Raw genomic sequence first — 24,758 nt, 5'->3', positions numbered from 1 at the left:
ACAGAGTGTTCGGAAGAGACGACAATATATGGGCATATTAATCAACATATGGAAAAAACATCTCAAATACATTGCATGAAATATATGATGCTCTTATGTCATATAACGAATCGGAACAGTCAATGACGTCAACTTAAGAACTTTCATTAGCAAACTCTCCTAAAGACATGATGGCGTTTAGGCTTATCTACTTTATTGCGGCTGTCCCGGTCGGATTTTAACTTTAGCGCGTATACTTAAAAAGGGCTTGAAAGTTTTTTGGCGCAATAAGTACCTGATAGAGTTTCTGTCTCATTACACTAAATAAAACTGAAAAATTTAAACGATACTCAGTAATTTGATCTGGGTTCCAAGGCCCTTGTGCATCACATATATGAAGCGATAATATATTGCACATGACCAAGTTTGCCCAAAATTCTTGTAATACAGCCTCTCCAGAAAAATTCTCTAACTCTGCTCCTACTTTGAGTCGTTTCCTCTATGTGCCACCTTAACACATAAGCTTTGCTCCAAAGTCTCGGTCAAAAACTCTGTTTCTCAGTTGGCTAATGTCAGCACTATAACTCTTACTTTCTGTCCTTTCATTTTATTTTTTAGCTTTTCATTTTCTAATATAAAATCAAAATCTAATTCGCCAGCGTTCCCATAGCTTACTATAATTTCTTTTTTGCAAGCGAAAAATAAAATCTACTTCCAAATCATAATGCTGCTGAATGAATTTTACTGAAGACGATCATAGATATAGCTCTTTCCATAAAAGTCCGGATGTGATAGGATAAGGGTAGATGATGATAAGGAGGTTGAATGCCAGCAGCATATAGTTATGATTTAAGAAAAAAAGCAATGGAAGCGCTAGACGAAGGAGAAAGCAGAGAAACAGTGGCAGCAAGATTTAAGATTGGACGAACTACTTTATGGGAGTGGCAGCAAAGAAGAAAAGAAACAGGAGACTTTCAATCAAAAAAACTTGGAAATGGGGGTTACAATCACAAAATTACCGACTGGGATACCTTTGCCAAATTTGCCAGAGAACACGGAGGAAAGACTCTATCGGAAATGGCTAAACTTTGGAACAACGTTAGTATCCAAACGATCTATCGAGCCCTTAAAAAAATTGAATTTACGCGCAAAAAAAGACATATGGATACAAGGAAAGAAACGAAGAAAAACGTGCTGAATTTTTGAAAATTATAGCGACAAAAGAACCTAAAAACTTAGTGTATATAGATGAGTCTGGCATTGATAACACCGAAGACTACCCCTACGGATATTGCCAGAAAGGACAGCGGTTTTATGCCTTAAAATCTGGAAAGAAAACTCAACGAATCAGTATGGTTGCAGCCTTAAGTGGAAGAAAGATAGTTGTTCCGTTAACCTTTGAAGGCCACTGTAATATGGATGTTTTTAATGGATGGTTTGAGCAATTTTTGACACCGATCTTGGAACCTGGACAGACTGTCATTCTTGACAATGCTACTTTTCATAAGTCTGATAAGATTATCGAGCTTGCTAAAGGGGTTGGTGCAGAAATTTTGTATCTGCCGCCTTATTCTCCAGATTTCAACAAAATTGAGCATCATTGGTTTGCTATAAAAAACAGAGCCAGGAAAAACATTCCTCTATTCGAATCCTTTCGTCGTGCTGTTGATTCTGCCTTCCTATGACCTGTTCGGACTATTATGAGAAATGCTATATGAGGTTGTCCGGAAACAAGTAAATTCAAGCATATTCCCTCTTTAACATAACCCTACTCATAGCTAGGTATATGAAATTCTCAGTGGATGTTGTGAGTAAATCATACTCCTTCGATAGCCTTCTATTCCTATTAACCCAAGCAAAAGTCCTTTCTACAACCCATCTTCTTGGCTGTACTTTAAACCCTTGTTCTCTTGTTGGTAGTAGCTCAGGTGGCGTATCTTTGTGCACCCAAAATCTACATGGAGGCCTTTTAACAATTTCAATATCTATGTCATATTCTTCCTTTATGTGATTCTTTAAATTTCTTCCTTGGTATCCCATGTCAGCCCACATTTTTTTAACTTTAGTATATTTTGTTCTCATATTGTTTAATGCTATTTTAATACCATCTCTATCATTTTCGTTAGCAGCGCCTACGTAACAACCTAGTATAAAACCCTGAGTGTCTGTAATTATATGCCTTTTTCTACCCTTTACTTTTTTACTTCCATCATAGCCTTTGATCCCCCCTTTTCTGTAGTCTTTACAGATTGACTATCTACTATACAGGCACTCGGCTGCTCATTCCTTCCTATTTTTCTTCTACTATATTTTGTAATTTCATAATTCATTTTCTCAAAAATTCCCTGCTTCTTCCATTGCCTGAACTGCTCATACACAGTCTTCCATAGCGGAAAATCATTTGGTAAATACCGCCATTGACACCCTGTACGCAATACATAGAAAATTGCTTCTAATATTTCTCTTTTGCTATACTTTGGCGGCCTTCCTCCTTTCTTGTATGATACTCTGAAGTGTTTTTCTATTCTTGCCCATTCCCTTTCGCTTAGATCTGTTGGATACTTTTTTCTCATCTTTACCCCGTACTAAAATTTCAGATATTATAGCCTTTTACTTGTTTCCGGACAACCTCTAATATGTAACATTATTGGCTACGTTTGGGGAATAGGCGGACCGCTTATGACCGTAGTGATAATAGGTGCAGCTTTGCTTGCGATATTTGGTAGAATGCCATGGCCAGCTCTTTTTGCACTCGGTATATTTTGTGCTGTATTTTTCGGTGCTAAAACTATCGTCATAAAAGTAATGGGTGGTATAGGCGGCACTGGAAATACTTCTTTGATGGACCAATGCGGAACAGGAGACACAAAAAAGAACTATTTTTTTCTAAAACAGACCTGATGCACGGCTTCAACTATATCTTCCACTTGCGGTAATGCTTTTTTTTCTAGATTTGCAGCGTAAGGTAAGGGGATGTCCTTGCCAGTTACACGTACAACTGGAGCATCAAGGTAGTCAAATCCTTGTTCCATAACAACGGCTGACAGCTCTGCTCCTATTCCTGCAAATGGCCATCCTTCTTCTACACTAACTAACCTATTAGTCTTCTGAATAGAGTTAATAACAGTTTGAGTGTCAAGTGGTCTTAAGGTTCTGAGGTCAATAACTTCAGCTTCTATACCTTCACTCGAAAGTAAATCTGCTGCATTTAAGGCATCCATTAATTTTAATGAAAAAGCAGTGATAGTTACATCCTTTCCTTCCCGTATAACAGCAGCTTTGCCTATCTCAAGTAGATAATCTTTGTTTGATAGCTCAGAGTCAGAAACTTCATGCTCATGTCCATAAGCTATTTCGTTTTCTAGAAATATTACCGGATTAGGGTCACGAATTGCAGCTTTAAGCAGACCTCTGCAATCGGAGGCAAAATAGGGTGCTATTACTTTTAACCCCGGTATATGCGAATACCAAGCTGCAAAGCATTGAGAATGTTGTGCAGCAACTCTTGCTGCAGCGCCATTTGGTCCACGAAATACTATAGGGCATCCAAGTTGTCCGCCTGACATATAATTTGTTTTTGCTGCGGAATTCACAATTTGGTCAATAGCTTGCATAGAAAAATTAAAAGTCATAAACTCGACTATTGGCTTTAATCCAGCAAATGCCGCTCCAACAGCAAGGCCAGCAAATCCATGTTCGGTAATAGGCGTATCAACTACTCTGTTTTCTCCAAACTCTTTCAGTAATCCTTTCGTTACTTTATAAGCACCATCATACTCTGCAACTTCTTCACCCATGATAAGCACATCAGAGTCGTTTTGCATTTCTTCTCTAATTGCTGTGCATAAAGCTTCTCTTACACTTAAGGTTGCCATTTATAAACTTTTATAGACTTTAACTAAAGTAACTATATCAGAATTACTGGGGGTAAGTAAAGTGTACAAATTAAGTTTTACAAACATCATGACCAACTCATTCCAAAAAAAAATCTTCTCACGCTTGCTGTTTTTTGTTGCTGGAAATGGCTGGATTATTTAAGCTTTTAGTAATGTATGTTGTTAAATTAATAGCAATTTATTTGGAAATAACAGAAAAATTTATGAGAGGTTGTCCGGAAACAAGTAAAAGGCTATAATATCTGAAATTTTAGTACGGGGTAAAGATGAGAAAAAAGTATCCAACAGATCTAAGCGAAAGGGAATGGGCAAGAATAGAAAAACACTTCAGAGTATCATACAAGAAAGGAGGAAGGCCGCCAAAGTATAGCAAAAGAGAAATATTAGAAGCAATTTTCTATGTATTGCGTACAGGGTGTCAATGGCGGTATTTACCAAATGATTTTCCGCTATGGAAGACTGTGTATGAGCAGTTCAGGCAATGGAAGAAGCAGGGAATTTTTGAGAAAATGAATTATGAAATTACAAAATATAGTAGAAGAAAAATAGGAAGGAATGAGCAGCCGAGTGCCTGTATAGTAGATAGTCAATCTGTAAAGACTACAGAAAAGGGGGGATCAAAGGCTATGATGGAAGTAAAAAAGTAAAGGGTAGAAAAAGGCATATAATTACAGACACTCAGGGTTTTATACTAGGTTGTTACGTAGGCGCTGCTAACGAAAATGATAGAGATGGTATTAAAATAGCATTAAACAATATGAGAACAAAATATACTAAAGTTAAAAAAATGTGGGCTGACATGGGATACCAAGGAAGAAATTTAAAGAATCACATAAAGGAAGAATATGACATAGATATTGAAATTGTTAAAAGGCCTACATGTAGATTTTGGGTGCACAAAGATACGCCACCTGAGCTACTACCAACAAGAGAACAAGGGTTTAAAGTACAGCCAAGAAGATGGGTTGTAGAAAGGACTTTTGCTTGGGTTAATAGGAATAGAAGGCTATCGAAGGAGTATGATTTACTCACAACATCCACTGAGAATTTCATATACCTAGCTATGAGTAGGGTTATGTTAAAGAGGGAATATGCTTGAATTTACTTGTTTCCGGACAACCTCTAATAATTAATTTATCACTGACGCTGTATACTGAAACAGTGGTTGAGGTAAAAATTATGACTGAAAATACATTAAAATTACAAAAGGAAATAAAACGCCACAACGAGCTATACTATCGGAAAAACAAACCAGAAATCACTGATGCAGAGTACGATGAGTTGGTAAGAAAAGCAGGTATAAAGGTTGTAGGTGCTGCACCTGATGAAAGGTTTTCAGAAGTACAACATGTCGTGCCTATGCTCTCATTGGCTAACGCTTATGACAAAAAAGAAGTTGAAGAATTCCTTAGAAAACTTCTAAATGTACATGAACTGGAAATAGTTTGTGAGCTGAAAATAGACGGTTTAGCTTTCACTGCAATTTATGAAGATGGTGTGCTCATTAAAGCTGCAACGCGCGGTGATGGTTTTGTGGGAGAAGACATCACTCACAATATCTCAACCATAAAGGATTTTCCCCAAGTTTTACCTGACATAAAGGGTAGATTGGAAATCAGAGGGGAAGTCTATATCAGAAATGATGACTTTCTGAAGTTAAATAAGGATAATCAATTTTCAAATCCGCGCAACACAGCATCCGGTTCATTAAGACAACTAAATCCAGAAGTTACTGCTAGCAGACCACTGAAGTACTTTGCTTATTCTTTGATCGGCGGAACAGAAAGGACCCAATCTGAAGTATTGAATAAGCTGAAAAAGCTTGGATTCTGCGTAAATGAGCATCAGTGTTTAGCAAAAAACGTTGACGAAATCCTGGAGTTTTATAATAGAATATATGATAATCGCCATGAATTGGGTTATGATGTTGATGGAGTTGTCTTAAAGGTAAATAATTTAACATTACAAAATCGTCTCGGAAATACCAACAAAGCTCCTAGATGGGCCATAGCTCATAAATTTCCTGCAGCTCAAGGAAAAACCAAGATAAAGAAGATATCAGTACAAGTGGGCAAAACTGGTGTACTCACTCCAGTCGCTGAATTAGTTGAGATAAATATAGGAGGGGTAGTCGTTAGTAGGGTAAATCTGTATAATAAAGATGAAATTGAAAGCAAAGACATCAGAAAGGGCGATATTGTAGTCGTAGCACGAGCAGGCGATGTGATTCCTAAGATTGTGGCAGTAGATAAAAATGCTCGTTCTCCAAATGCACCAAAGTTTGTATTTCCAAATACTTGCCCGGAATGCGGAAGTGAAGTACAGATTGAAGGAGCAGCCATAAGGTGTTCTAATGAATTTACCTGTAAAGCCCAAATAATAGAAAAACTAAAACATTTTGTTTCGAAAGAAGCTTTTGACATTACCGGCTTTGGTGATAAGCAAATAGAGTTCTTTTATGACCTTGGTTTGATAAGGAAAATATCTGACATTTTTGCTCTCGAAGAAAAACTCAAAAATTTCAACTTAAGTAAGCTGAAGGGATGGGATGAAAAATCAATATCTAATTTACTCAAATCCATTAACAGCAGAAGAGTTGTGAGTTTGGATAAATTTATATGTTCTCTAGGGATTCGATACGTCGGACCACACGTAGCAAAATTACTAGCAAAGCATTATCAATCTTATGAAAATTGGCAATCTGCCATGGCTCAATTATCGTCTAGTGTATCTAAAACAAGTAAGATTTCCTTAAATCCTGTTACCAAAGATTCTGCTAACAATGATATCACGATATCGCTAACCGTAAGCGTGGTGAGCGATGGCAAAACTTTCTCTGAGTTAGCTGAAATTAGTGGTATTGGCGAAAAGAAGGCAGAGTCTTTAAGAGATTTCTTTTGCGAGAAAGACAACATCAAAATGGTAAATGACCTTGCTTCTCAACTAAAGATGGAGCCTGTAAGTGCTAATGTTAGTAATTCCCCTCTTAGCGGAAAAATAGTGGTTTTTACTGGCAAGCTGTCAAGGGAGAGAAAGGAGATGCAAGCAGAAGCTGAATCTTTAGGTATAAAAGTTAGCTCTAGTGTATCGGATAAAACGCATTTTGTGATTGCCGGTGAAAAACCTGGGTCGAAATATAAAAAAGCTGTAGAACTGGGCGTTAAAATTTTAACCGAGGAGGAATGGAATAAACTAATCCTTAGAAAAGAATAAGCCCTTCTCGATCAATTCTTGTATCTACTTTTTAAGAATGGCACCTACGAATTTATTTGCTAGGTCCTTTTGGGTATATCCTCACTTTAACCTACAGCTTCTTACTTTTTGTGCTATTTCACACCTTGTAGTACACTTTGTGTTATTGTTAGCTTTTTTTGAAACCATACTTTATTTACAAAAACAACTACACACATTATATCATAAAATTTTACCAAAGTCTATTATTTTTTTCCACGTATCCATAAGCTCTATATGAAATTCTTGCTATGGATGCCTATTTGGTTTCAAGTTCCTCTGCAGTTAAGTCAGTTGCTCGTGAGATAATATTGATAGAAACGCCTAATTTAAGTAGACTTTTTGCAACCTTGATTTTCTCTGCTTTTTTAACCTTTTCTTTGCTAGTCTTCATACCTTCAGATAAGGACCTGACTACCGCATCCAGTGATTCTTGATCCTCATCTTCTCTGTACTTTTTCATTAAACTCAATAGCTTTTTGCTATCCTCATTTTCACATTCTGTTATTTTAGGCAACAGAGCTTTTATTAAACTCAATAGCTTATTCTCTTCTTTACTTTCTCTTGTTTTAGGTAGCAGAACTTTTATATTCACTGATAATGCATCTGCTATTCCATATAATTTATCAAATAGTATGGTAGCGTATCCTCTTTCATATTCGTGTATTTCCTTAAGTGTTACACCAACTTTATCTGCCAAATCTTTTTGAGTATATCTTCTTATTAGTCTCCATTCTCTTATTCTTTGCCCTATTCTGTAGTATATAGAATCAATGCAAATTTCTTGCCCTGTATCATTATATTCGTAAATAGATAAGCCCGTTGCCTGGGAAATTATGTCAACTGAAACTCCTTCTTTAACTAGATTTTTTGCTACCTCTAATCTTGCCTCTTCTTGATTAATTTTTTCACTAATATGAACAAACCTGACTAATGAAGGTACTATTTTGCCTAACTTTTGATCCTCGTATATTTTCGTTAGATATAGTATTTCCTCGTCTTCATTTTCACTTTCCCTTACTACTACTGATTCAGGTAGTAGATCTGTAACACTAACTGATAATGCTTTTGCTATTATATATAATACTTCAGCTGGAATAGCGCTATAGCCATTTTCATAATTGTTTATTTCTTGATATGCTAATCCGATTTTACTTGCCAACTCTGCTTGAGTACACCTTTGCATTAATCTACAATCTTCTATTTTTTGCCCTATTTTGCAGCTTATAGAACCAATATCTCTTACAGAAACAAACATATATACCTCAATTTAAAAAACAAACTTTATTGCTATAATTTTTTCACGAAATGTTTTGCTGCCCATCTAAAACTATATCAACAGATAAACCTACCGCTTGCAAAATAATATCAATAGAAATTTCTCCTTTCACTAAATCTCTTGCAACTTTGATCCTTTCCGCTTTCCTCACTTTCTCCTCGCAAATCCGTATGCCTTCAAACAACGATTTTATTAGTGCATTACGTAGTTCTTGGCTCTCAATTTCTTTGTATTCTTTAATCAAATCAGGTACTACTTTACTACCTTCATCTTCTTCTATTAGTAGATCTGTAATATTAATCGATAACGCTTCTGCCATTTCATATAATTTATCAAGTGGAACAGCAGTCCTTCCTTGTTCATAGTTGCTTATTTCGTGACGTGTTGTACTCATTTTCTCTGCTAAATCCTTTTGAGTGTACTCTCTTACCAGTCTCCATTCTTTTATCTTTTTTCCTACTTGGTAGTAGATAGAACCCTTTTTTTCTTCAGCACATTCATCAACAGAGAGGCCTATTGTTTGTGAAACAACATCAACAGAAATTCCTGCTTTAACCAAACCCTTTGCAATTTTTACTTTCTCTGCTTTTTTACTACTTTTCTCACTCATTTGGACAAATTTTGTTAATAAACAAAACATTCTACGTAACTCCTGATCATTAATCTTTTTATATTTTCTTACTAGATTTAGTATTTCTTCCCCTTCATCTTCAAAGCAGCTTTTTTCCTTTGATGCAGGAATAAGATCCGCAATACTTACTGACAATGCCTCTGCTATAGAGTATAACCTTTCGATCGAAATTCTACGATTCCCTTTTTCATATTGCAGTATTACCCAGTACTTTACACCAATTTTCTCTGCTAAACCCTTTTGAGTATACCCTCGCTCTAACCTCCAACTTTTTACTTTTTGCCCTACTTCATAGTCTAGACTTCTTTCCACAAAAAGAACCATACATATAATATTTTCTACTATAGCTCAATTTTGTTAAGGCTCCAGATATAATGGCAGACTCTGGAACCTTAAAATTGGCTATAGATGAATTAAAGTTCCCTAAAAGTTTCTTTACTATTTTCACGTACTTTATCTACCCATGAAGACAGTTTTTCACCTGAGCTATCAACTTCCTTCATAAGCTGTTTGCTACTCCATATTCCGCATCTCGTAAAGCTTCCACTTTTTACTACTTCTTCAAGTTTTACTCCCCCAAAAAGGCAATCTTTGCCCACTTCTTCTCCTATTTTTTGTAATTCAGCCCACATTTCCTTGTTTGCTACTCTCACTTGTACTTGATCATATTTTTTTACATCATGGTACAATATAATATTTAGCTTACCAACGCTTGTAGGAAATTCTAACACAATAGAGCTGCCATCTGACATATCGATGTAGTGTCTCTCGCCTCCCTTCTCACTTTTAACCTCAACTGCATTATTGCCCATTCTTAAAATGTTACTTCCTATACCTCTGTTTAGACCCGTACCTTCCAGTATTTTGGCAACTTCTACTTTACTATCCTCAGAAAATTCCATATACGATGTTGTATTATCTATCTCAAGATCTACCAAGGCTCCTTCTTGAACAGCACTTTTGCCAGCTTTTCTAAGTTCTTCTAGTTGCTTATCTATCTGTGGCTGAACTTCTGGTTGCAATTCGTTGTAGATTTCGCTTATAAGCTTATTCTGCAGTAGAGTATCATGAAACTCTGCACCACTTAGCATTAGCTTTCGTATTATCTTTTTTCGATTACCCTTATCTAATTTGTGAAAATGTGTGCCCAGTATCATATACTCTGCGAAGCTCCATTCCCCATCATTACATGCATTTAGCCTTGCTCCAGCAGCTAGTACTTGGTCTATAGTTTTGTGTAATTCATTTACGTTCTTTGCCTCTACTACAGCACTTTTAAACCAGCTCAATTCTTTACTTTCGCTTGTACTTGGCTTTATTTTTTTCAAGGCTGAAGCAAATGGATTTTTATCTTCTTGATCACTTACAGGTTTTATGCCATAAACGTAATCAAACCCTTTCCCGAAGTTAATTGGCTTGTCGAGGCCCTTTTGTTGCAGGAAAGGTATGCTTACAGGCTCTAGTCCTTTTACAACAACACCTTCAAGAGCACCAAATATTTTGCTCAATAATTTGCGATTAATATTAGTCTTTTTATTCGGATCTTTACGAACCATTGTATTTTTTTTACTAGCCATATGAACCCCCATATTAAAAATGCCTTTCAAGCGTACAATAGACTTTATTATTATACACTCTATTACTCATTATAAATGATAGTGAGCAGATTTGCAAATACTTTCTGCTCAATCAGTTTAGAAGCTAAAACTGCTCATTCTTTCTTTCTGCTATAGCAATCCGCTTTCTCTAAAACTAAAATAGCCTGCACTTGTGATGATAATGTGATCAAATAATCTCACGCTTACAGTACTACACGCTGCTGCTAAGCTCTTCGTTACTGCTTGATCTTCTTCTGATGGCTCTAAACTTCCTCCAGGATGGTTATGTGACATTATTATTGATGTTGCATTTTTTATTAATGCTTTTCTTGTAATCTCCTTTATGTATACTGGTGCCTTTGCCATTTCACCAATATAGAGTTCTTCTCCGATTAGTTGACGCCTTCTATTTAAATACAGTATTTTTACACATTTCCTCTCTGAGTGTCCTATACTTACGTTTAAATATTCTACTAGCCCTTGTAAGTTATCCATTATTGGCTCACCCTTGAGCTTTTCTCTCAATACCCTTTCTAGCGTTTCCTTAACGCACATAATTATTGCTACTGCAGAATCAGTCACTCCTTCTATAACTTTCAGGTCATCCATTTCTCGACCTAAAATCCTTCCTACTCCTGTATAAGTATTCACCAGATTTTTAGCAATTTCTTGAGCTTGTGGCCTTTCATGTACTGCACTTAGAAACGTTTCCATTATTTCACGATCAAGTAGAGCTTTGCCTTTGCTTTCTAATATTCTGAATTCGATTTCTTCTTTATTCTTATTATTATTCATATAATTTACCTTTCACTAACAACAAACTTTTTTTTAATATTTACTACTGTTTTTTTAGCAGTATTGGCATAAAGCCATAGCTTTTGGGTGAAGTCAAATCAATTTTTCAATCTTTTTTATTTATTTTTTTATGAAGTGGTAAAGATATTAATAGATACGATTTCTTTATTTTAAACTTGTTGAATTTCGCCTAAAGAGATGTCTACCGTTTGTAAAATAATATCGATAGAAATTCCTTCTTTTACTAAATCTTTTGCAATTTTTACTTTTTCTGCTCTTTTCACTTTCTCCTCGCAAATCCGTATGCCTTCAAACAGAGATTTTATTAATGCATTACGTAGTTCTTGGCTTTCAATCTTTTTGTATTCTTTTATTAAATCAGGTAGCTCATCTTCTACTATCTCATCTTCCTCTATGAGCAGATCTGTAATGCTAATTGATAATGTTTCTGCTATTGCATATAATTTTTCCAGTGGAATAGCTACACGCCCTTGCTCATAGTTGCTTATTTCATCACGTGTTGTAGTCATTTTCTCTGCTAAATCCTTTTGAGTACACTCTCTCACTAGCCTCCATTCTTTTATCTTTTTGCCTATTTGGTAGTAGATAGAACCTATTTTTTCTTCAACACATTCATCAGCAGATATGCCAATTATTTTCGAAACAACGTCAACAGAAATTCCCGCTTTAACCAGACCATTTGCAATTTTTATTCTCTCTGTTTTTTTACTATTTTCTTCACCCACTCGGGCAAATTTGGTTAATAAACAAAACATCTTACGTAACTCTTGATCGTTCATTTTTTTATATTTTCTTATTAGATTTAGTATCTCTTCTTCTTCGCTTTCAAAGCAAATTTTTTTATTTGATACAGGAATGAGATCTATGATACCAATCGACAACGCCTCTGCTATAGCGTACAACTTCTCAATCGAAATTTTTCGTGTTCCTTTTTCATATTGTAGTACTACTTGATATGTTACACTGATTTCTTTTGCTAAATCTTTTTGAGTATATCCCTTTGCTAACCTACGATTTCTTACTTTCTCTCCTACTTTGTGGTCTAGTATGCTAGCGGTCATTCTTTTTCGTAACCTGCCATAAAATCTCCTTTAGAAGTTTTAGATAGAAATTTTACTAGCATATTGTTACCTTTGTTGAAAACTAGTATATTATAGCTCTTTCCATAAAAGTCCGGATGTGATAGGATAAGGGTAGATGATGATAAGGAGGTTGAATGCCAGCAGCATATAGTTATGATTTAAGAAAAAAAGCAATGGAAGCGCTAGACGAAGGAGAAAGCAGAGAAACAGTGGCAGCAAGATTTAAGATTGGACGAACTACTTTATGGGAGTGGCAGCAAAGAAGAAAAGAAACAGGAGACTTTCAATCAAAAAAACTTGGAAATGGGGGTTACAATCACAAAATTACCGACTGGGATACCTTTGCCAAATTTGCCAGAGAACACGGAGGAAAGACTCTATCGGAAATGGCTAAACTTTGGAACAACGTTAGTATCCAAACGATCTATCGAGCCCTTAAAAAAATTGAATTTACGCGCAAAAAAAGACATATGGATACAAGGAAAGAAACGAAGAAAAACGTGCTGAATTTTTGAAAATTATAGCGACAAAAGAACCTAAAAACTTAGTGTATATAGATGAGTCTGGCATTGATAACACCGAAGACTACCCCTACGGATATTGCCAGAAAGGACAGCGGTTTTATGCCTTAAAATCTGGAAAGAAAACTCAACGAATCAGTATGGTTGCAGCCTTAAGTGGAAGAAAGATAGTTGTTCCGTTAACCTTTGAAGGCCACTGTAATATGGATGTTTTTAATGGATGGTTTGAGCAATTTTTGACACCGATCTTGGAACCTGGACAGACTGTCATTCTTGACAATGCTACTTTTCATAAGTCTGATAAGATTATCGAGCTTGCTAAAGGGGTTGGTGCAGAAATTTTGTATCTGCCGCCTTATTCTCCAGATTTCAACAAAATTGAGCATCATTGGTTTGCTATAAAAAACAGAGCCAGGAAAAACATTCCTCTATTCGAATCCTTTCGTCGTGCTGTTGATTCTGCCTTCCTATGACCTGTTCGGACTATTATGAGAAATGCTATATGAGGTTGTCCGGAAACAAGTAAAAGGCTATAATATCTGAAATTTTAGTACGGGGTAAAGATGAGAAAAAAGTATCCAACAGATCTAAGCGAAAGGGAATGGGCAAGAATAGAAAAACACTTCAGAGTATCATACAAGAAAGGAGGAAGGCCGCCAAAGTATAGCAAAAGAGAAATATTAGAAGCAATTTTCTATGTATTGCGTACAGGGTGTCAATGGCGGTATTTACCAAATGATTTTCCGCTATGGAAGACTGTGTATGAGCAGTTCAGGCAATGGAAGAAGCAGGGAATTTTTGAGAAAATGAATTATGAAATTACAAAATATAGTAGAAGAAAAATAGGAAGGAATGAGCAGCCGAGTGCCTGTATAGTAGATAGTCAATCTGTAAAGACTACAGAAAAGGGGGGATCAAAGGCTATGATGGAAGTAAAAAAGTAAAGGGTAGAAAAAGGCATATAATTACAGACACTCAGGGTTTTATACTAGGTTGTTACGTAGGCGCTGCTAACGAAAATGATAGAGATGGTATTAAAATAGCATTAAACAATATGAGAACAAAATATACTAAAGTTAAAAAAATGTGGGCTGACATGGGATACCAAGGAAGAAATTTAAAGAATCACATAAAGGAAGAATATGACATAGATATTGAAATTGTTAAAAGGCCTACATGTAGATTTTGGGTGCACAAAGATACGCCACCTGAGCTACTACCAACAAGAGAACAAGGGTTTAAAGTACAGCCAAGAAGATGGGTTGTAGAAAGGACTTTTGCTTGGGTTAATAGGAATAGAAGGCTATCGAAGGAGTATGATTTACTCACAACATCCACTGAGAATTTCATATACCTAGCTATGAGTAGGGTTATGTTAAAGAGGGAATATGCTTGAATTTACTTGTTTCCGGACAACCTCTAAATGCCTATGCTGTGACAAGCTAAAATGGTAAGTTTTAAAAATTCACATCTAAAATAGGTATGTTTGAGATCACCAAACTCGTGATATCCATTTCCTGGGCTTTAAAGGTACTTTACAGAAGGGTTGATAAAAGATGTATAAAAGGATATTTAAGGTGCGTAGTAGCATTCTAGGGCCATCTATGGGAAACATTTTTTTCATCAACACATTCAAAACTTAAAAAATAAACTAAAAATAAAAAACTTGAATATTTCTTCAGAATTGTGTATAATTATTAATGCTTTTTAGGTACTCTTACTATGGCTCTCTCTAAATTTCTCAATCCAAAATTAGACTTAACCTTCAAAAAAGTCTTTGGTACCGAAAAAAATAAGAACATTCTTATTCACTTCCTCAATGATATCTTAGGATTTACCGGGATAGATACTATACAAGAAGTTGAGTTTCTTAGCACCTATATGGATCCTGAAGTCGCCTCTGATAAACAAAGCATCGTTGATGTCCTTTGCAAGGATTCTAGTGGGTTCAGATATGTGATCGAGATGCAGCTCGCTCGTGATAGAGGCTTTGAGAAACGCGCTCAGCTATATGCTGCTAAAGCTTATTCAAGGCAGGTTGGAAAAGGTGGCGAGTACATCGATTTAAAAACAGTATTCTTTATTGCTATTTCCGATAATACGCTATTTCCTGAGGAGGTTGAGTATATTTCCACTCACAATATACGTGATATAAAGACTAACGGACATTACTTAAAAGATTTTCAATTTGTCTTTATTGAGTTGCCTAAATTCGCAAAAAACAAAGTAGAGCAGCTAGAAAGTACAATAGAGCGCTGGTGCTTTTTTTTCAAGTACGCAGAAGATACTACAGATGAAGACCTAAAAGATATTGCAGAAAAATCGCCAATAATAAAGCTAGCATACGATGAGTTAGACAAGTTTCGCTGGAATGAGAAAGATCTGATAGCGTACGAAGAAAGGATAATGGATTTGCGGAAAGAAGAAGGCATCCTCGCTCAAAAACTTGATGATGCTACTGAAAAAGGCATCCTAATTGGACATGAAAAAGGCAGAGCGGAAGGTATTCAAATTGGCGAAGAAAAGGGCGAAAAACAGGCTAAAATAGCAGTGGCTAAAAATTCACTTAAGGCCGGTGTCTCTATAGATGTTATCGCTCAAATTACCGGCCTTCCCCTCAACGAAATTCAAAAATTAAGGAATTAAATTTTACCTTAATCTTGAATCTCTAGCTTGGGTTAAATAACTTTGAACAGAAGTATTATTTAAATAACTTTTAGGCTCTAAGCTTATTTGTTGTTCTTTTACGTCACTCGCTTCTAACCTACTGTTCCTGCTTAATATCTGTTTCATTGATTGATTTAGCACCAAATCTAGCCTGTTGTTAAGTGCATTCATAAACTTGTCAAACTTTTTCGAACTTAGAGGTTGTCCGGAAACAAGTAAAAGGCTATAATATCTGAAATTTTAGTACGGGGTAAAGATGAGAAAAAAGTATCCAACAGATCTAAGCGAAAGGGAATGGGCAAGAATAGAAAAACACTTCAGAGTATCATACAAGAAAGGAGGAAGGCCGCCAAAGTATAGCAAAAGAGAAATATTAGAAGCAATTTTCTATGTATTGCGTACAGGGTGTCAATGGCGGTATTTACCAAATGATTTTCCGCTATGGAAGACTGTGTATGAGCAGTTCAGGCAATGGAAGAAGCAGGGAATTTTTGAGAAAATGAATTATGAAATTACAAAATATAGTAGAAGAAAAATAGGAAGGAATGAGCAGCCGAGTGCCTGTATAGTAGATAGTCAATCTGTAAAGACTACAGAAAAGGGGGGATCAAAGGCTATGATGGAAGTAAAAAAGTAAAGGGTAGAAAAAGGCATATAATTACAGACACTCAGGGTTTTATACTAGGTTGTTACGTAGGCGCTGCTAACGAAAATGATAGAGATGGTATTAAAATAGCATTAAACAATATGAGAACAAAATATACTAAAGTTAAAAAAATGTGGGCTGACATGGGATACCAAGGAAGAAATTTAAAGAATCACATAAAGGAAGAATATGACATAGATATTGAAATTGTTAAAAGGCCTACATGTAGATTTTGGGTGCACAAAGATACGCCACCTGAGCTACTACCAACAAGAGAACAAGGGTTTAAAGTACAGCCAAGAAGATGGGTTGTAGAAAGGACTTTTGCTTGGGTTAATAGGAATAGAAGGCTATCGAAGGAGTATGATTTACTCACAACATCCACTGAGAATTTCATATACCTAGCTATGAGTAGGGTTATGTTAAAGAGGGAATATGCTTGAATTTACTTGTTTCCGGACAACCTCATATAGCATTTCTCATAATAGTCCGAACAGGTCATAGGAAGGCAGAATCAACAGCACGACGAAAGGATTCGAATAGAGGAATGTTTTTCCTGGCTCTGTTTTTTATAGCAAACCAATGATGCTCAATTTTGTTGAAATCTGGAGAATAAGGCGGCAGATACAAAATTTCTGCACCAACCCCTTTAGCAAGCTCGATAATCTTATCAGACTTATGAAAAGTAGCATTGTCAAGAATGACAGTCTGTCCAGGTTCCAAGATCGGTGTCAAAAATTGCTCAAACCATCCATTAAAAACATCCATATTACAGTGGCCTTCAAAGGTTAACGGAACAACTATCTTTCTTCCACTTAAGGCTGCAACCATACTGATTCGTTGAGTTTTCTTTCCAGATTTTAAGGCATAAAACCGCTGTCCTTTCTGGCAATATCCGTAGGGGTAGTCTTCGGTGTTATCAATGCCAGACTCATCTATATACACTAAGTTTTTAGGTTCTTTTGTCGCTATAATTTTCAAAAATTCAGCACGTTTTTCTTCGTTTCTTTCCTTGTATCCATATGTCTTTTTTTGCGCGTAAATTCAATTTTTTTAAGGGCTCGATAGATCGTTTGGATACTAACGTTGTTCCAAAGTTTAGCCATTTCCGATAGAGTCTTTCCTCCGTGTTCTCTGGCAAATTTGGCAAAGGTATCCCAGTCGGTAATTTTGTGATTGTAACCCCCATTTCCAAGTTTTTTTGATTGAAAGTCTCCTGTTTCTTTTCTTCTTTGCTGCCACTCCCATAAAGTAGTTCGTCCAATCTTAAATCTTGCTGCCACTGTTTCTCTGCTTTCTCCTTCGTCTAGCGCTTCCATTGCTTTTTTTCTTAAATCATAACTATATGCTGCTGGCATTCAACCTCCTTATCATCATCTACCCTTATCCTATCACATCCGGACTTTTATGGAAAGAGCTATACCTTCTCGACTAAGAAAATTTTCTACATCAATTTTAACATTTTCGTGATGAACCATGTCAAAATTTAATCCTACACAAATAGCTTCATTAGCTATAGTAATCATTCTTATAGAGTTAGAAAAAGAGCCCTTAACATAATCTTATGCTTGCTTCAATGCTTTTATCACTGTACTTATCTCACCAGTACCTGCTTTAAGCTCAATAATAATAGGAATAGAGCTTAGCGACTTATCAGAACCGCGCACAAGTAAAATAATGTCTGCGTAACCTTTTCCAGCAAATAATTCGAGATAAAGTTTTAGGTGAAAACGATACTTAAAATTTATCAAAAACCCAGCTAAAAACCCATGATGACTTGATTCTTTACCGCTAAATAGAGTTTCTTTTTCATATTTCTTATAGACATTTGTAATATAATTAAACATTCTTCTAGCGTTCTTTTTTACTTCTTCGAAATCTTGATTACTCAATTTTGAAATTAAGCTCTCTAGGTCTTGTTGGTCACGATCTTTTTCTATTTCTGTAAAACCTTTTTGTGAATAATCAGTCTTTTTACTAAAAGCTGGATCAACATTTCCGTACTTTACTTCTTTTCCTGTAATTGTTATTTCATGCTCTTCTTTTTCTAGTTTATCAAACTCTGCTCCCATTTTCCATTTCTGTGCTATTTTTTCTCACTCTCCTTGAGAGAACTTTAGATGCATGTTACCATCAACTTGATCAGACACCGTTATACACTTAAGTCCCTCATTAGTTAATATAGCTATTTTTAAAGTTCTATTATCATCAAAACGAAAATGAAGTTTTTTGATACCAATTTTAGTAGCAAGTTCTGTGTCTAATACAGTAGCAAACATACCAAAAAGAAACTAGGGAAAAAGCCTGGCTTTCCAACTGAATGCAAAAAAGAAGGAGATTGATTGATAAACGATTGGAACCTTTTGTGAAAATCTAGGAACTCGTCTTTTGATTTATTTCTCATTAACAGAAGCTGTACCAACTCAAGCGGCTTGACATTGCTTGGCATATTACTCTCCTATTTGCTATGGCCTAAAGATTTTATATTATATGGGTTATCAGTCGTACTGAGACTTGACTGTGGCAAAGTATCACCAGCTTCACACAAAATTGATTCTTTAGAAGCTTCTTGAGCTAATTTAGAAAATACTTGTTCTCCTAATTGCAATTTTTTACCCCCATGAAATAACTGAATTTTACTTAATACAGAATCTTTAACCTTTATCATCCCTTCACCACTCATTTCTTTTACGTGCTTTAATATCTTCCCTAATATTTCTTCTTTACTTACCCCTTGTGTACTTGGATCCACAATTAAATTTGCTATTGTATATGTAACTGAATAGTCTACAAAAATAGAGGAAATAGATTGCTCCCCGCGGTCTTGAGTTTTTAATTTTATTATACGTTCCCAAACATTCATCATACATTTTTTTGTTTCTTCAGACAGATCTGGATTCTTCAGTACTTGATCTGATAATGAAGATAAAAAAGTTGTGTAACGTTCACATTCAATCTGACTACACAATCGGCTTAATTCCATAAAAGAATCAAAGTAATACTGACCTACTAGCACATTCAACACTGCATAATAAGTATTTTCCTTATAATCTCTATCTAGTAATTTTTTCTTTTGCTCATCATCCATTTTAGACAGGCAAAACTCTATGGTGTCTACTTCTTTGTAACCCTTTACTGCAGATAAAGCTGCTTCAATTAACAAATTATTTTTATCTTGACTAGAAATACTGGAATCATTGTGCAATTTATTATAGAAGAACTCTATACCTTCTTCCCAGTTTTTATTAGAATTTATCTGTATGGATTTTTGCAAACCTTCAACTGATTTATATTCGTTTAGTTTTCCAATCTGCTTATCAATAAGAAAAGACCAGAAAGCTTCTATAGGTCTAGTTTCTTCGATATTTTCCAACAATTCTCTTCTCAGATCATCATCAGATCCATCTTCTTCAAAGGCACTTCTCTTAAATCTCATAAATACTTGTTCAAATAATCCAGGAATCTTATCTTCTAGACAATATTTACATGCTAAGTAATATCTTTTAGAAATGTTTAATGGATTCTCTTTTCCATTTTTATTTTTTTCTTCAGTTAACCTTTCACCAACAATTTCATTTTTTAATCTTACTCCATCCCAACAAGAATTATCAGAGAATATATCAGAAAAAAAAATTAGTTTTTCCTCATCAAAATCTTCAATTAATTGAATATAAACCCTCAACCATCTTTCTACTCTAAGATGTTTTCTTGCTTTAACTTGATTATCGTCGCCTTTAATAGCACCTTTTAATATATCAAGTATTTTATTGTAATTGTGATCCAAACCAGATTCCATACCCGCAACCCCATTTTGTATTTTAATATAAACTTTAGTCTAGTAAATTATCGTTGCCAAGCCAATCTTTTTCTCCAAACCTTACCACTGCACAACAGGAAATTTCTTGAGAGCCAAGTATGATATTTTCATTCTAATAATTAATTGTAAAACACTTTTACTTACGAAAAAATAGACCTTGCTGTAACTAAAGAAATTCCTATTTTAGTGCCACAAAAATTTGAATTATTGACTCTTCCTAAGATTGCAAAAAGGGTCGTATATTTGTGAGAACAAGCCGCGTAAAAATAAGATTATAAAAATAGAAGATTTAAATTATTTTCATAAGCTTAGGCAAAATAGTTCGTATGTAGATGTGGGTGAAATGGGCTAATGTGGTTAGTTTTAGCGTATAATGAAACTACCATATAAAAAAGTTCGTATGTATCGTTTGGTAGTCCAATCCATACCAAAAAAACTTGTTCTCACCGCACTTGGTTTTGAGCGCTGAAAATGGTTGATTTACTTGAGATATTAATAATATAGTTTACTGAATTAATAGTAATTCATTTGAGAATAAAAAGAAAAATTTATGATAATTTTACATTTCAAATCGATATTGTTCTTTTTATAAAAAATATTCCTATACTGCGCAAGGTCAAGTTTTAACCACATCAATTTTTCTTTCAAATTAAATCTTATCTTTTACAATGGGTCTTACGTTTAAATTATTTGATACCCAAAATTAAGGAAGCCATTTTAAACGGCACACAACCTCAGCATCTAAAACTAGCTGATTTGAAGGAAATATCACTCTCATGAGAGGAGCAAATGAAGGTGCTTTACGGACAAGAGTCTTAATAATAGTCTTCTATATTATTGTTAATAAACACCACCATAAAATATCTTACTATTACCCACAAATAAAAACATAGTATTGTATTTACTCAAATAATTTAATTTTATTAACCTGAAAGCTTATTGGATTAAAATTATTAAACTAAGAGTTATAATTTTAGCAACTAAAAGCTGTAAATTGCACCATATAAACAGTTATTTCAAGCAAAAGTTATGCCATTAAGAGCTACGCAACAAACATTTATATTTGTGGGTAATAGTAAGATAAAATATGCAGAAACAACCTAGAAGACCGATTACAACCAATGCGTAAATATAGAGTAAAGAAAACTTCATCCACCTATTAACTTCTACCTACTACCTCTACTATTGCTATGGTTATAAACTCTACTCACTCCATCAATTTTATCTAATGCAGACTGCGGGTTACCCAAATCAATTGATATCACTCTTTCTCCGCCTAATTGTAATGCTCCTCCACCTCCACGCTGTGGGTATTGGAGTCCTAAAAATTGTAATAGTAATGGATCAATTTCATGTTGAATTCCTGGATGATCTTGAATCAGTCTACCCCTAGGAGAAGATAGAGGATCATTTTGGAATAATTGTGAAATATTTCTTCTCCGATTTTTAAAGTGTTGTTCATTTCTTTGAGATTGTCTAGTGTCATTTCCAATGCCTACACTAAGAAGACCACGTATATAACCTATAATACCCTCACCTTTCTCTCCAAAGTTATTATTTCCCTGTAAAGCTTGATCAATAGCTTGGTTAATATCCCTAGCATTTTCGTATACCCATATGCCACAATTATGGCCATCTGTTTGCTGATGAACGGAAACATTATGGACATTACCATCGTTAATATCACATTCTCTTAAAGCTCCTCGAATATTATTGTCAATACGACTATCTGGACCAAGTGAATCAGCATAATACCCATAATAATTTCCATTTTGGTGTACAATAACTAATGTAACCCAATGATGATTACCTACATTAATAATAGCAATTAATCTATCTTTTTCACCCGAATCTACTTTTTGTTTAAAGTTAGCTATGTGACTACTTAATAAGCCCCTACCTGTTGGATCATTTTGATTTCCATCGACTCCTACTGAAGTTATTGTAAAATCATGACGATTATTAGTTGGATTAGATCGATCATCATAGAAAGTATATTGTTGTGCAGCGAAAAACATGTCATGAGTTTGTAGCCAATAACGATCATTTTGATTATCTGTTGCAAAGTCTAGTGCAAGTAGATCATGCACATCTTCTATCTCACGAGCGTTGTTTCTACGAAGGATAGCATTTATTTGTTGTAATATTACTTGTGCTGTAGGAGTACCACCTATCCTTATTGACTTGAATGTTTCTATTACCTGTGCTTTAATACCTTCCAAGTAACTAAACGGAACATGTAGATTGCTGCCTATATTAAGCAAAAAAATCGCATTTTGTCCTGGTGCTTTTTCTTCGTAAAAACGCCTAAAGTTTACACGAGCCTGATCTGATAATAGACCTTCTGGGAAAAGTATAAGATTACCTGCTTCGCGTGCATCTCTATTAAACACAATAGGAAATAAAATCACCTCATTTCTAGAAGTAATAGGTATAAATCCTCTTTGCTTGTTCATAAGTTCTTTTATTCGATCTTTTGCATTATTCTCCTTTTGTGCTACTTCTTCTGCATTATTAGCAAATCCTAATACATATACAATCGGATGAGTATCTGGAGCATTCTCCGTAGATTGTCTTAATAATAAAAGGTCTAATCTCTGTTCTGTAATTCTTGTGAGTATTGCCCTTTCTCCTTCTTCTTCCTGCCCCCTTTTAAAACTATATGTTTGACCAACTTTATACATAGCAAGCACTTTATAAGGATTATCACTAGCATAAAATGTACCATGTAGTATAGAACGGAACTTATTCTCACTATTAACATTTATTGTATCCACAAGCGGCATCAATGCTCCAGAGATCTCTTGAAATAATCCTCTATGCTGAGCTATATTTTTCCAGCCATCATTCACAACTTGATTTAAAGTATTATGTACATTTTCAGTATTGGGCACTTGTACAAGATCACCAGCAAGAAAATTATTTGCATTATTATTTTGGTAATCGTGATATAAACCAAGGTCATTTGGTAGATCAATATCTAGTTCAAGTTGATTATTAAGTGTGCATGAAACTTCCCACACATGAACATTATTTCTATTAACATTAAGAGTCTGTAAATTGATGGCTCCTTGTTGTTGCGCATTGTAAGCTCTAATATGAAGTGTAACTATATCAGAACCTTCAGCATGAAAGACCATAGTTAAACATCTTAAACCCTCATCACCATGTCTAAATATGTACTTTGTTATAGGTGCTTCGTCTTCCTCTTCTAGTTCTAAAGGGTGCCTATCAAAAGCACTACTTCCAAAAGCAAAGCCAGTTATGCAATCAAATATTCTATTATAATTCTCTGCATTTCTTGGTATTTCAGCAGGAAAATGGTGAAGCAAGAAATCTCTAACATTTTCTCTAATGCCTTCATTCTCCAAACACTCAAATAATCTTTGTACTAAAGGAAATCTATCCTGTTGAAGTTCTACTGTATCAACACTAAAAGGATCTAGATTTAAATTAAAATTTAATCCAACACAGACAGTATTTCTTGATTCAGTATGGATAGGTATAAATGAAGAATTGTGTAACCTTCCAGCGTAGCCTATGGCACAGTTTAATGCAACATCTGACGGTGTGTCAAATATAGCAAGATTAATAACAATAGGAATATTTTCTCTTTCTGCTTGGTGACGTACAAGAAATGCAACATGTGAGTTTCTAGGAGATAAATCAAGATCGATGCCTATTGTGTAGCGATGACTAAAATTTGCTAAGAAACCTAATAAAAACCCGTGACTCTCAAATTTTTGACTGCGATTTTCAATATTATATTCCAGTTCCTGCCTGTAATTATGATAGATGCGAGCTATGTATGGGACAATTTCTTCGTACATTCTATCTCTTACATCTTGTCTTCTATCACTCGCTAGCATTTCCATAAAATTATCAATTCCTTGTTGACCCTGTGCTACTTGCGCAAAATTGACCAAGTTACCAAGTTGTCTACGCTGATTTTGACTGAGTTGTCTTCCTGCTATTTCCTTAATTGTTAGTCTGTGATCTTCTAAGAGCAGTCTAATAAGATTGATTTCAGATGCTGAATATTTGGCAAATTTATCCCTACCTTGACGATCTTTTGCACGAATTACCTCGAATACCGTTGCAATTGCCTCTCCCTGACTCTTGCCCTTTCCGTGCGTGCATACTTTGTATTGCTCAAAATCTAGGTCTTCTTCCCTTAAATTTGGATTTTGCCGTCTAATCTCTTGTACTAGAGCATTTCTCTCCCTTGTACTGAACCTCAACCCATCACTATTAGGACGATCAGAAATACTGTAGCATCTGACAACTTGCTGTCCGTCACGATAAACAGCAACTTTTAGGTTTGCCGTATTTCGATTTTCACCATTACGTGGATTAACACCATGGTTATCAAAACAAAAATAGACTCTCTCATTTGCATTTAAGATATTAGCATCATGTGCAGTAGCAAACATACTAAAAAAGAATACAGGAAGGAAACGACCTGTACTTACATGATACAAGAAAGATGGACATTGATCTAAAAAAGATTCAAATCCTTGTCTGAATCCTTCAAGATCTCCATCCACCAAACTCCTAATAAGTCCATCACCATTACTCATACAAAATACCCCTTA

At 35.1% G+C, this 24,758-nt stretch carries 18 protein-coding genes and 3 pseudogenes; 8 read left to right on the top strand and 13 right to left on the bottom strand.

What is annotated here, in order from left to right; genetic code table 11:
* Positions 1-146: 146 nt before the first annotated feature.
* Positions 147-727, bottom strand: a pseudogene (locus OPR52_RS05225) (transposase); the annotation flags it as partial.
* A 77-nt stretch (positions 728-804) separates the two neighbouring features.
* Here OPR52_RS05225 and OPR52_RS05220 point away from each other — a divergent pair.
* Positions 805-1,664 (top strand): IS630 family transposase gene (locus tag OPR52_RS05220; protein ID WP_265037751.1). Its coding sequence is split into 2 segments (ribosomal slippage): positions 805-1,129 and positions 1,129-1,664, totalling 861 coding nucleotides; the frame shifts between segments, so codons are not numbered across the junction.
* Positions 1,665-1,719: 55 nt separating this feature from the next.
* On the opposite strand, the pseudogene OPR52_RS05215 reads toward OPR52_RS05220, so the two are convergent.
* Positions 1,720-2,552, bottom strand: a pseudogene (locus OPR52_RS05215) (IS5 family transposase).
* A gap of 58 nt (positions 2,553-2,610) precedes the next feature.
* Between OPR52_RS05215 and OPR52_RS05210 the strand changes: the two are divergent.
* Positions 2,611-2,880 (top strand): annotated as a pseudogene (locus OPR52_RS05210) (TrbC/VirB2 family protein); the annotation flags it as partial.
* On the opposite strand, the gene OPR52_RS05205 reads toward OPR52_RS05210, so the two are convergent.
* Complete coding sequence (locus tag OPR52_RS05205) at positions 2,856-3,854, bottom strand: pyruvate dehydrogenase complex E1 component subunit beta (protein WP_012673123.1); 999 nt, start codon at positions 3,852-3,854, stop codon at positions 2,856-2,858. The pseudogene OPR52_RS05210 and the gene OPR52_RS05205 overlap by 25 nt on opposite strands.
* A 287-nt stretch (positions 3,855-4,141) precedes the next feature.
* Between OPR52_RS05205 and OPR52_RS05200 the strand changes: the two genes are divergently transcribed.
* Positions 4,142-4,974, top strand: a protein-coding gene (locus OPR52_RS05200) for an IS5-like element ISWpi1 family transposase (RefSeq protein ID WP_265037890.1) whose coding sequence is annotated in 2 segments (ribosomal slippage) — positions 4,142-4,511 and positions 4,511-4,974 — 834 coding nt in all. Because the reading frame shifts where the segments join, the coding sequence is not laid out codon by codon here.
* 80 nt (positions 4,975-5,054) lie between these two features.
* A complete protein-coding gene (ligA, locus tag OPR52_RS05195; protein ID WP_406833386.1) occupies positions 5,055-7,088 on the top strand; it encodes an NAD-dependent DNA ligase LigA in 2,034 nt (677 codons plus the stop codon).
* A gap of 277 nt (positions 7,089-7,365) precedes the next feature.
* Here the strand turns inward: ligA and wmk (OPR52_RS05190) are convergent, their stop codons facing one another.
* The 5 genes from wmk (OPR52_RS05190) to wmk (OPR52_RS05170) all read right to left on the bottom strand — a co-directional run bounded on the left by wmk (OPR52_RS05190) (position 7,366) and on the right by wmk (OPR52_RS05170) (position 12,491).
* Positions 7,366-8,364, bottom strand: a complete 999-nt coding sequence (gene wmk, locus OPR52_RS05190) for a WO male-killing family protein Wmk (RefSeq protein WP_265037938.1) — start codon at positions 8,362-8,364, stop codon at positions 7,366-7,368.
* Positions 8,365-8,407: 43 nt separating this feature from the next.
* The gene (gene wmk / locus OPR52_RS05185) at positions 8,408-9,340 is read right to left on the bottom strand and encodes a WO male-killing family protein Wmk (protein ID WP_265037936.1); all 933 of its coding nucleotides are present in this window, start codon (positions 9,338-9,340) and stop codon (positions 8,408-8,410) included.
* Between the two features lie 89 nt (positions 9,341-9,429).
* Complete coding sequence (locus tag OPR52_RS05180) at positions 9,430-10,572, bottom strand: hypothetical protein (protein ID WP_265038474.1); 1,143 nt, start codon at positions 10,570-10,572, stop codon at positions 9,430-9,432.
* Positions 10,573-10,743: 171 nt separating this feature from the next.
* Positions 10,744-11,409, bottom strand: a complete 666-nt coding sequence (locus OPR52_RS05175) for a JAB domain-containing protein (RefSeq protein WP_265037934.1) — start codon at positions 11,407-11,409, stop codon at positions 10,744-10,746.
* A 170-nt stretch (positions 11,410-11,579) separates the two neighbouring features.
* The gene (gene wmk / locus OPR52_RS05170) at positions 11,580-12,491 is read right to left on the bottom strand and encodes a WO male-killing family protein Wmk (protein ID WP_265037932.1); all 912 of its coding nucleotides are present in this window, start codon (positions 12,489-12,491) and stop codon (positions 11,580-11,582) included.
* A 155-nt stretch (positions 12,492-12,646) separates the two neighbouring features.
* Here wmk (OPR52_RS05170) and OPR52_RS05165 point away from each other — a divergent pair.
* From OPR52_RS05165 to OPR52_RS05150, 4 genes are all read left to right on the top strand, one after another.
* A protein-coding gene (locus tag OPR52_RS05165; RefSeq protein ID WP_265037751.1) for an IS630 family transposase occupies positions 12,647-13,506 on the top strand; the annotation gives its coding sequence in 2 pieces (ribosomal slippage) (positions 12,647-12,971 and positions 12,971-13,506; 861 coding nt in all).
* 90 nt (positions 13,507-13,596) lie between these two features.
* A protein-coding gene (locus OPR52_RS05160; RefSeq protein WP_265037890.1) for an IS5-like element ISWpi1 family transposase occupies positions 13,597-14,429 on the top strand; the annotation gives its coding sequence in 2 pieces (ribosomal slippage) (positions 13,597-13,966 and positions 13,966-14,429; 834 coding nt in all).
* Between the two features lie 326 nt (positions 14,430-14,755).
* On the top strand, positions 14,756-15,679 hold the full coding sequence (locus OPR52_RS05155; protein WP_265037930.1) for an Rpn family recombination-promoting nuclease/putative transposase: 924 nt from the start codon (positions 14,756-14,758) through the stop codon (positions 15,677-15,679).
* A 277-nt stretch (positions 15,680-15,956) separates the two neighbouring features.
* A protein-coding gene (locus OPR52_RS05150) for an IS5-like element ISWpi1 family transposase (RefSeq protein ID WP_265037890.1) occupies positions 15,957-16,789 on the top strand; the annotation gives its coding sequence in 2 pieces (ribosomal slippage) (positions 15,957-16,326 and positions 16,326-16,789; 834 coding nt in all).
* 55 nt (positions 16,790-16,844) lie between these two features.
* Here OPR52_RS05150 and OPR52_RS05145 read toward each other — a convergent pair.
* From OPR52_RS05145 to OPR52_RS05125, 5 genes are all read right to left on the bottom strand, one after another.
* Positions 16,845-17,704, bottom strand: a protein-coding gene (locus OPR52_RS05145) for an IS630 family transposase (RefSeq protein ID WP_265037751.1) whose coding sequence is annotated in 2 segments (ribosomal slippage) — positions 16,845-17,380 and positions 17,380-17,704 — 861 coding nt in all. Because the reading frame shifts where the segments join, the coding sequence is not laid out codon by codon here.
* Between the two features lie 204 nt (positions 17,705-17,908).
* Positions 17,909-18,418, bottom strand: coding sequence for a hypothetical protein (locus tag OPR52_RS05140; protein WP_265037837.1), 510 nt, complete (start codon positions 18,416-18,418; stop codon positions 17,909-17,911).
* 24 nt (positions 18,419-18,442) lie between these two features.
* Positions 18,443-18,625: a hypothetical protein gene (locus OPR52_RS05135; RefSeq protein ID WP_265037839.1), complete on the bottom strand. Its 183-nt coding sequence runs from the start codon at positions 18,623-18,625 to the stop codon at positions 18,443-18,445.
* 179 nt (positions 18,626-18,804) lie between these two features.
* The gene (locus OPR52_RS05130) at positions 18,805-20,142 is read right to left on the bottom strand and encodes a hypothetical protein (protein WP_265037841.1); all 1,338 of its coding nucleotides are present in this window, start codon (positions 20,140-20,142) and stop codon (positions 18,805-18,807) included.
* A gap of 1,187 nt (positions 20,143-21,329) precedes the next feature.
* Entirely contained in the window at positions 21,330-24,743 is a 3,414-nt protein-coding gene (locus OPR52_RS05125; RefSeq protein ID WP_320109378.1) for a C48 family peptidase, read from the bottom strand.
* Between the last annotated feature and the right edge of the window lie 15 nt (positions 24,744-24,758).

It is taken from the genome of Wolbachia endosymbiont (group A) of Hylaeus communis (assembly GCF_947251915.1).
Lineage (GTDB): Bacteria > Pseudomonadota > Alphaproteobacteria > Rickettsiales > Anaplasmataceae > Wolbachia > Wolbachia pipientis.
The sequence above is the reverse complement of the archived record's forward strand: the minus strand, read 5'-3'. Positions and strand labels throughout refer to the sequence as shown.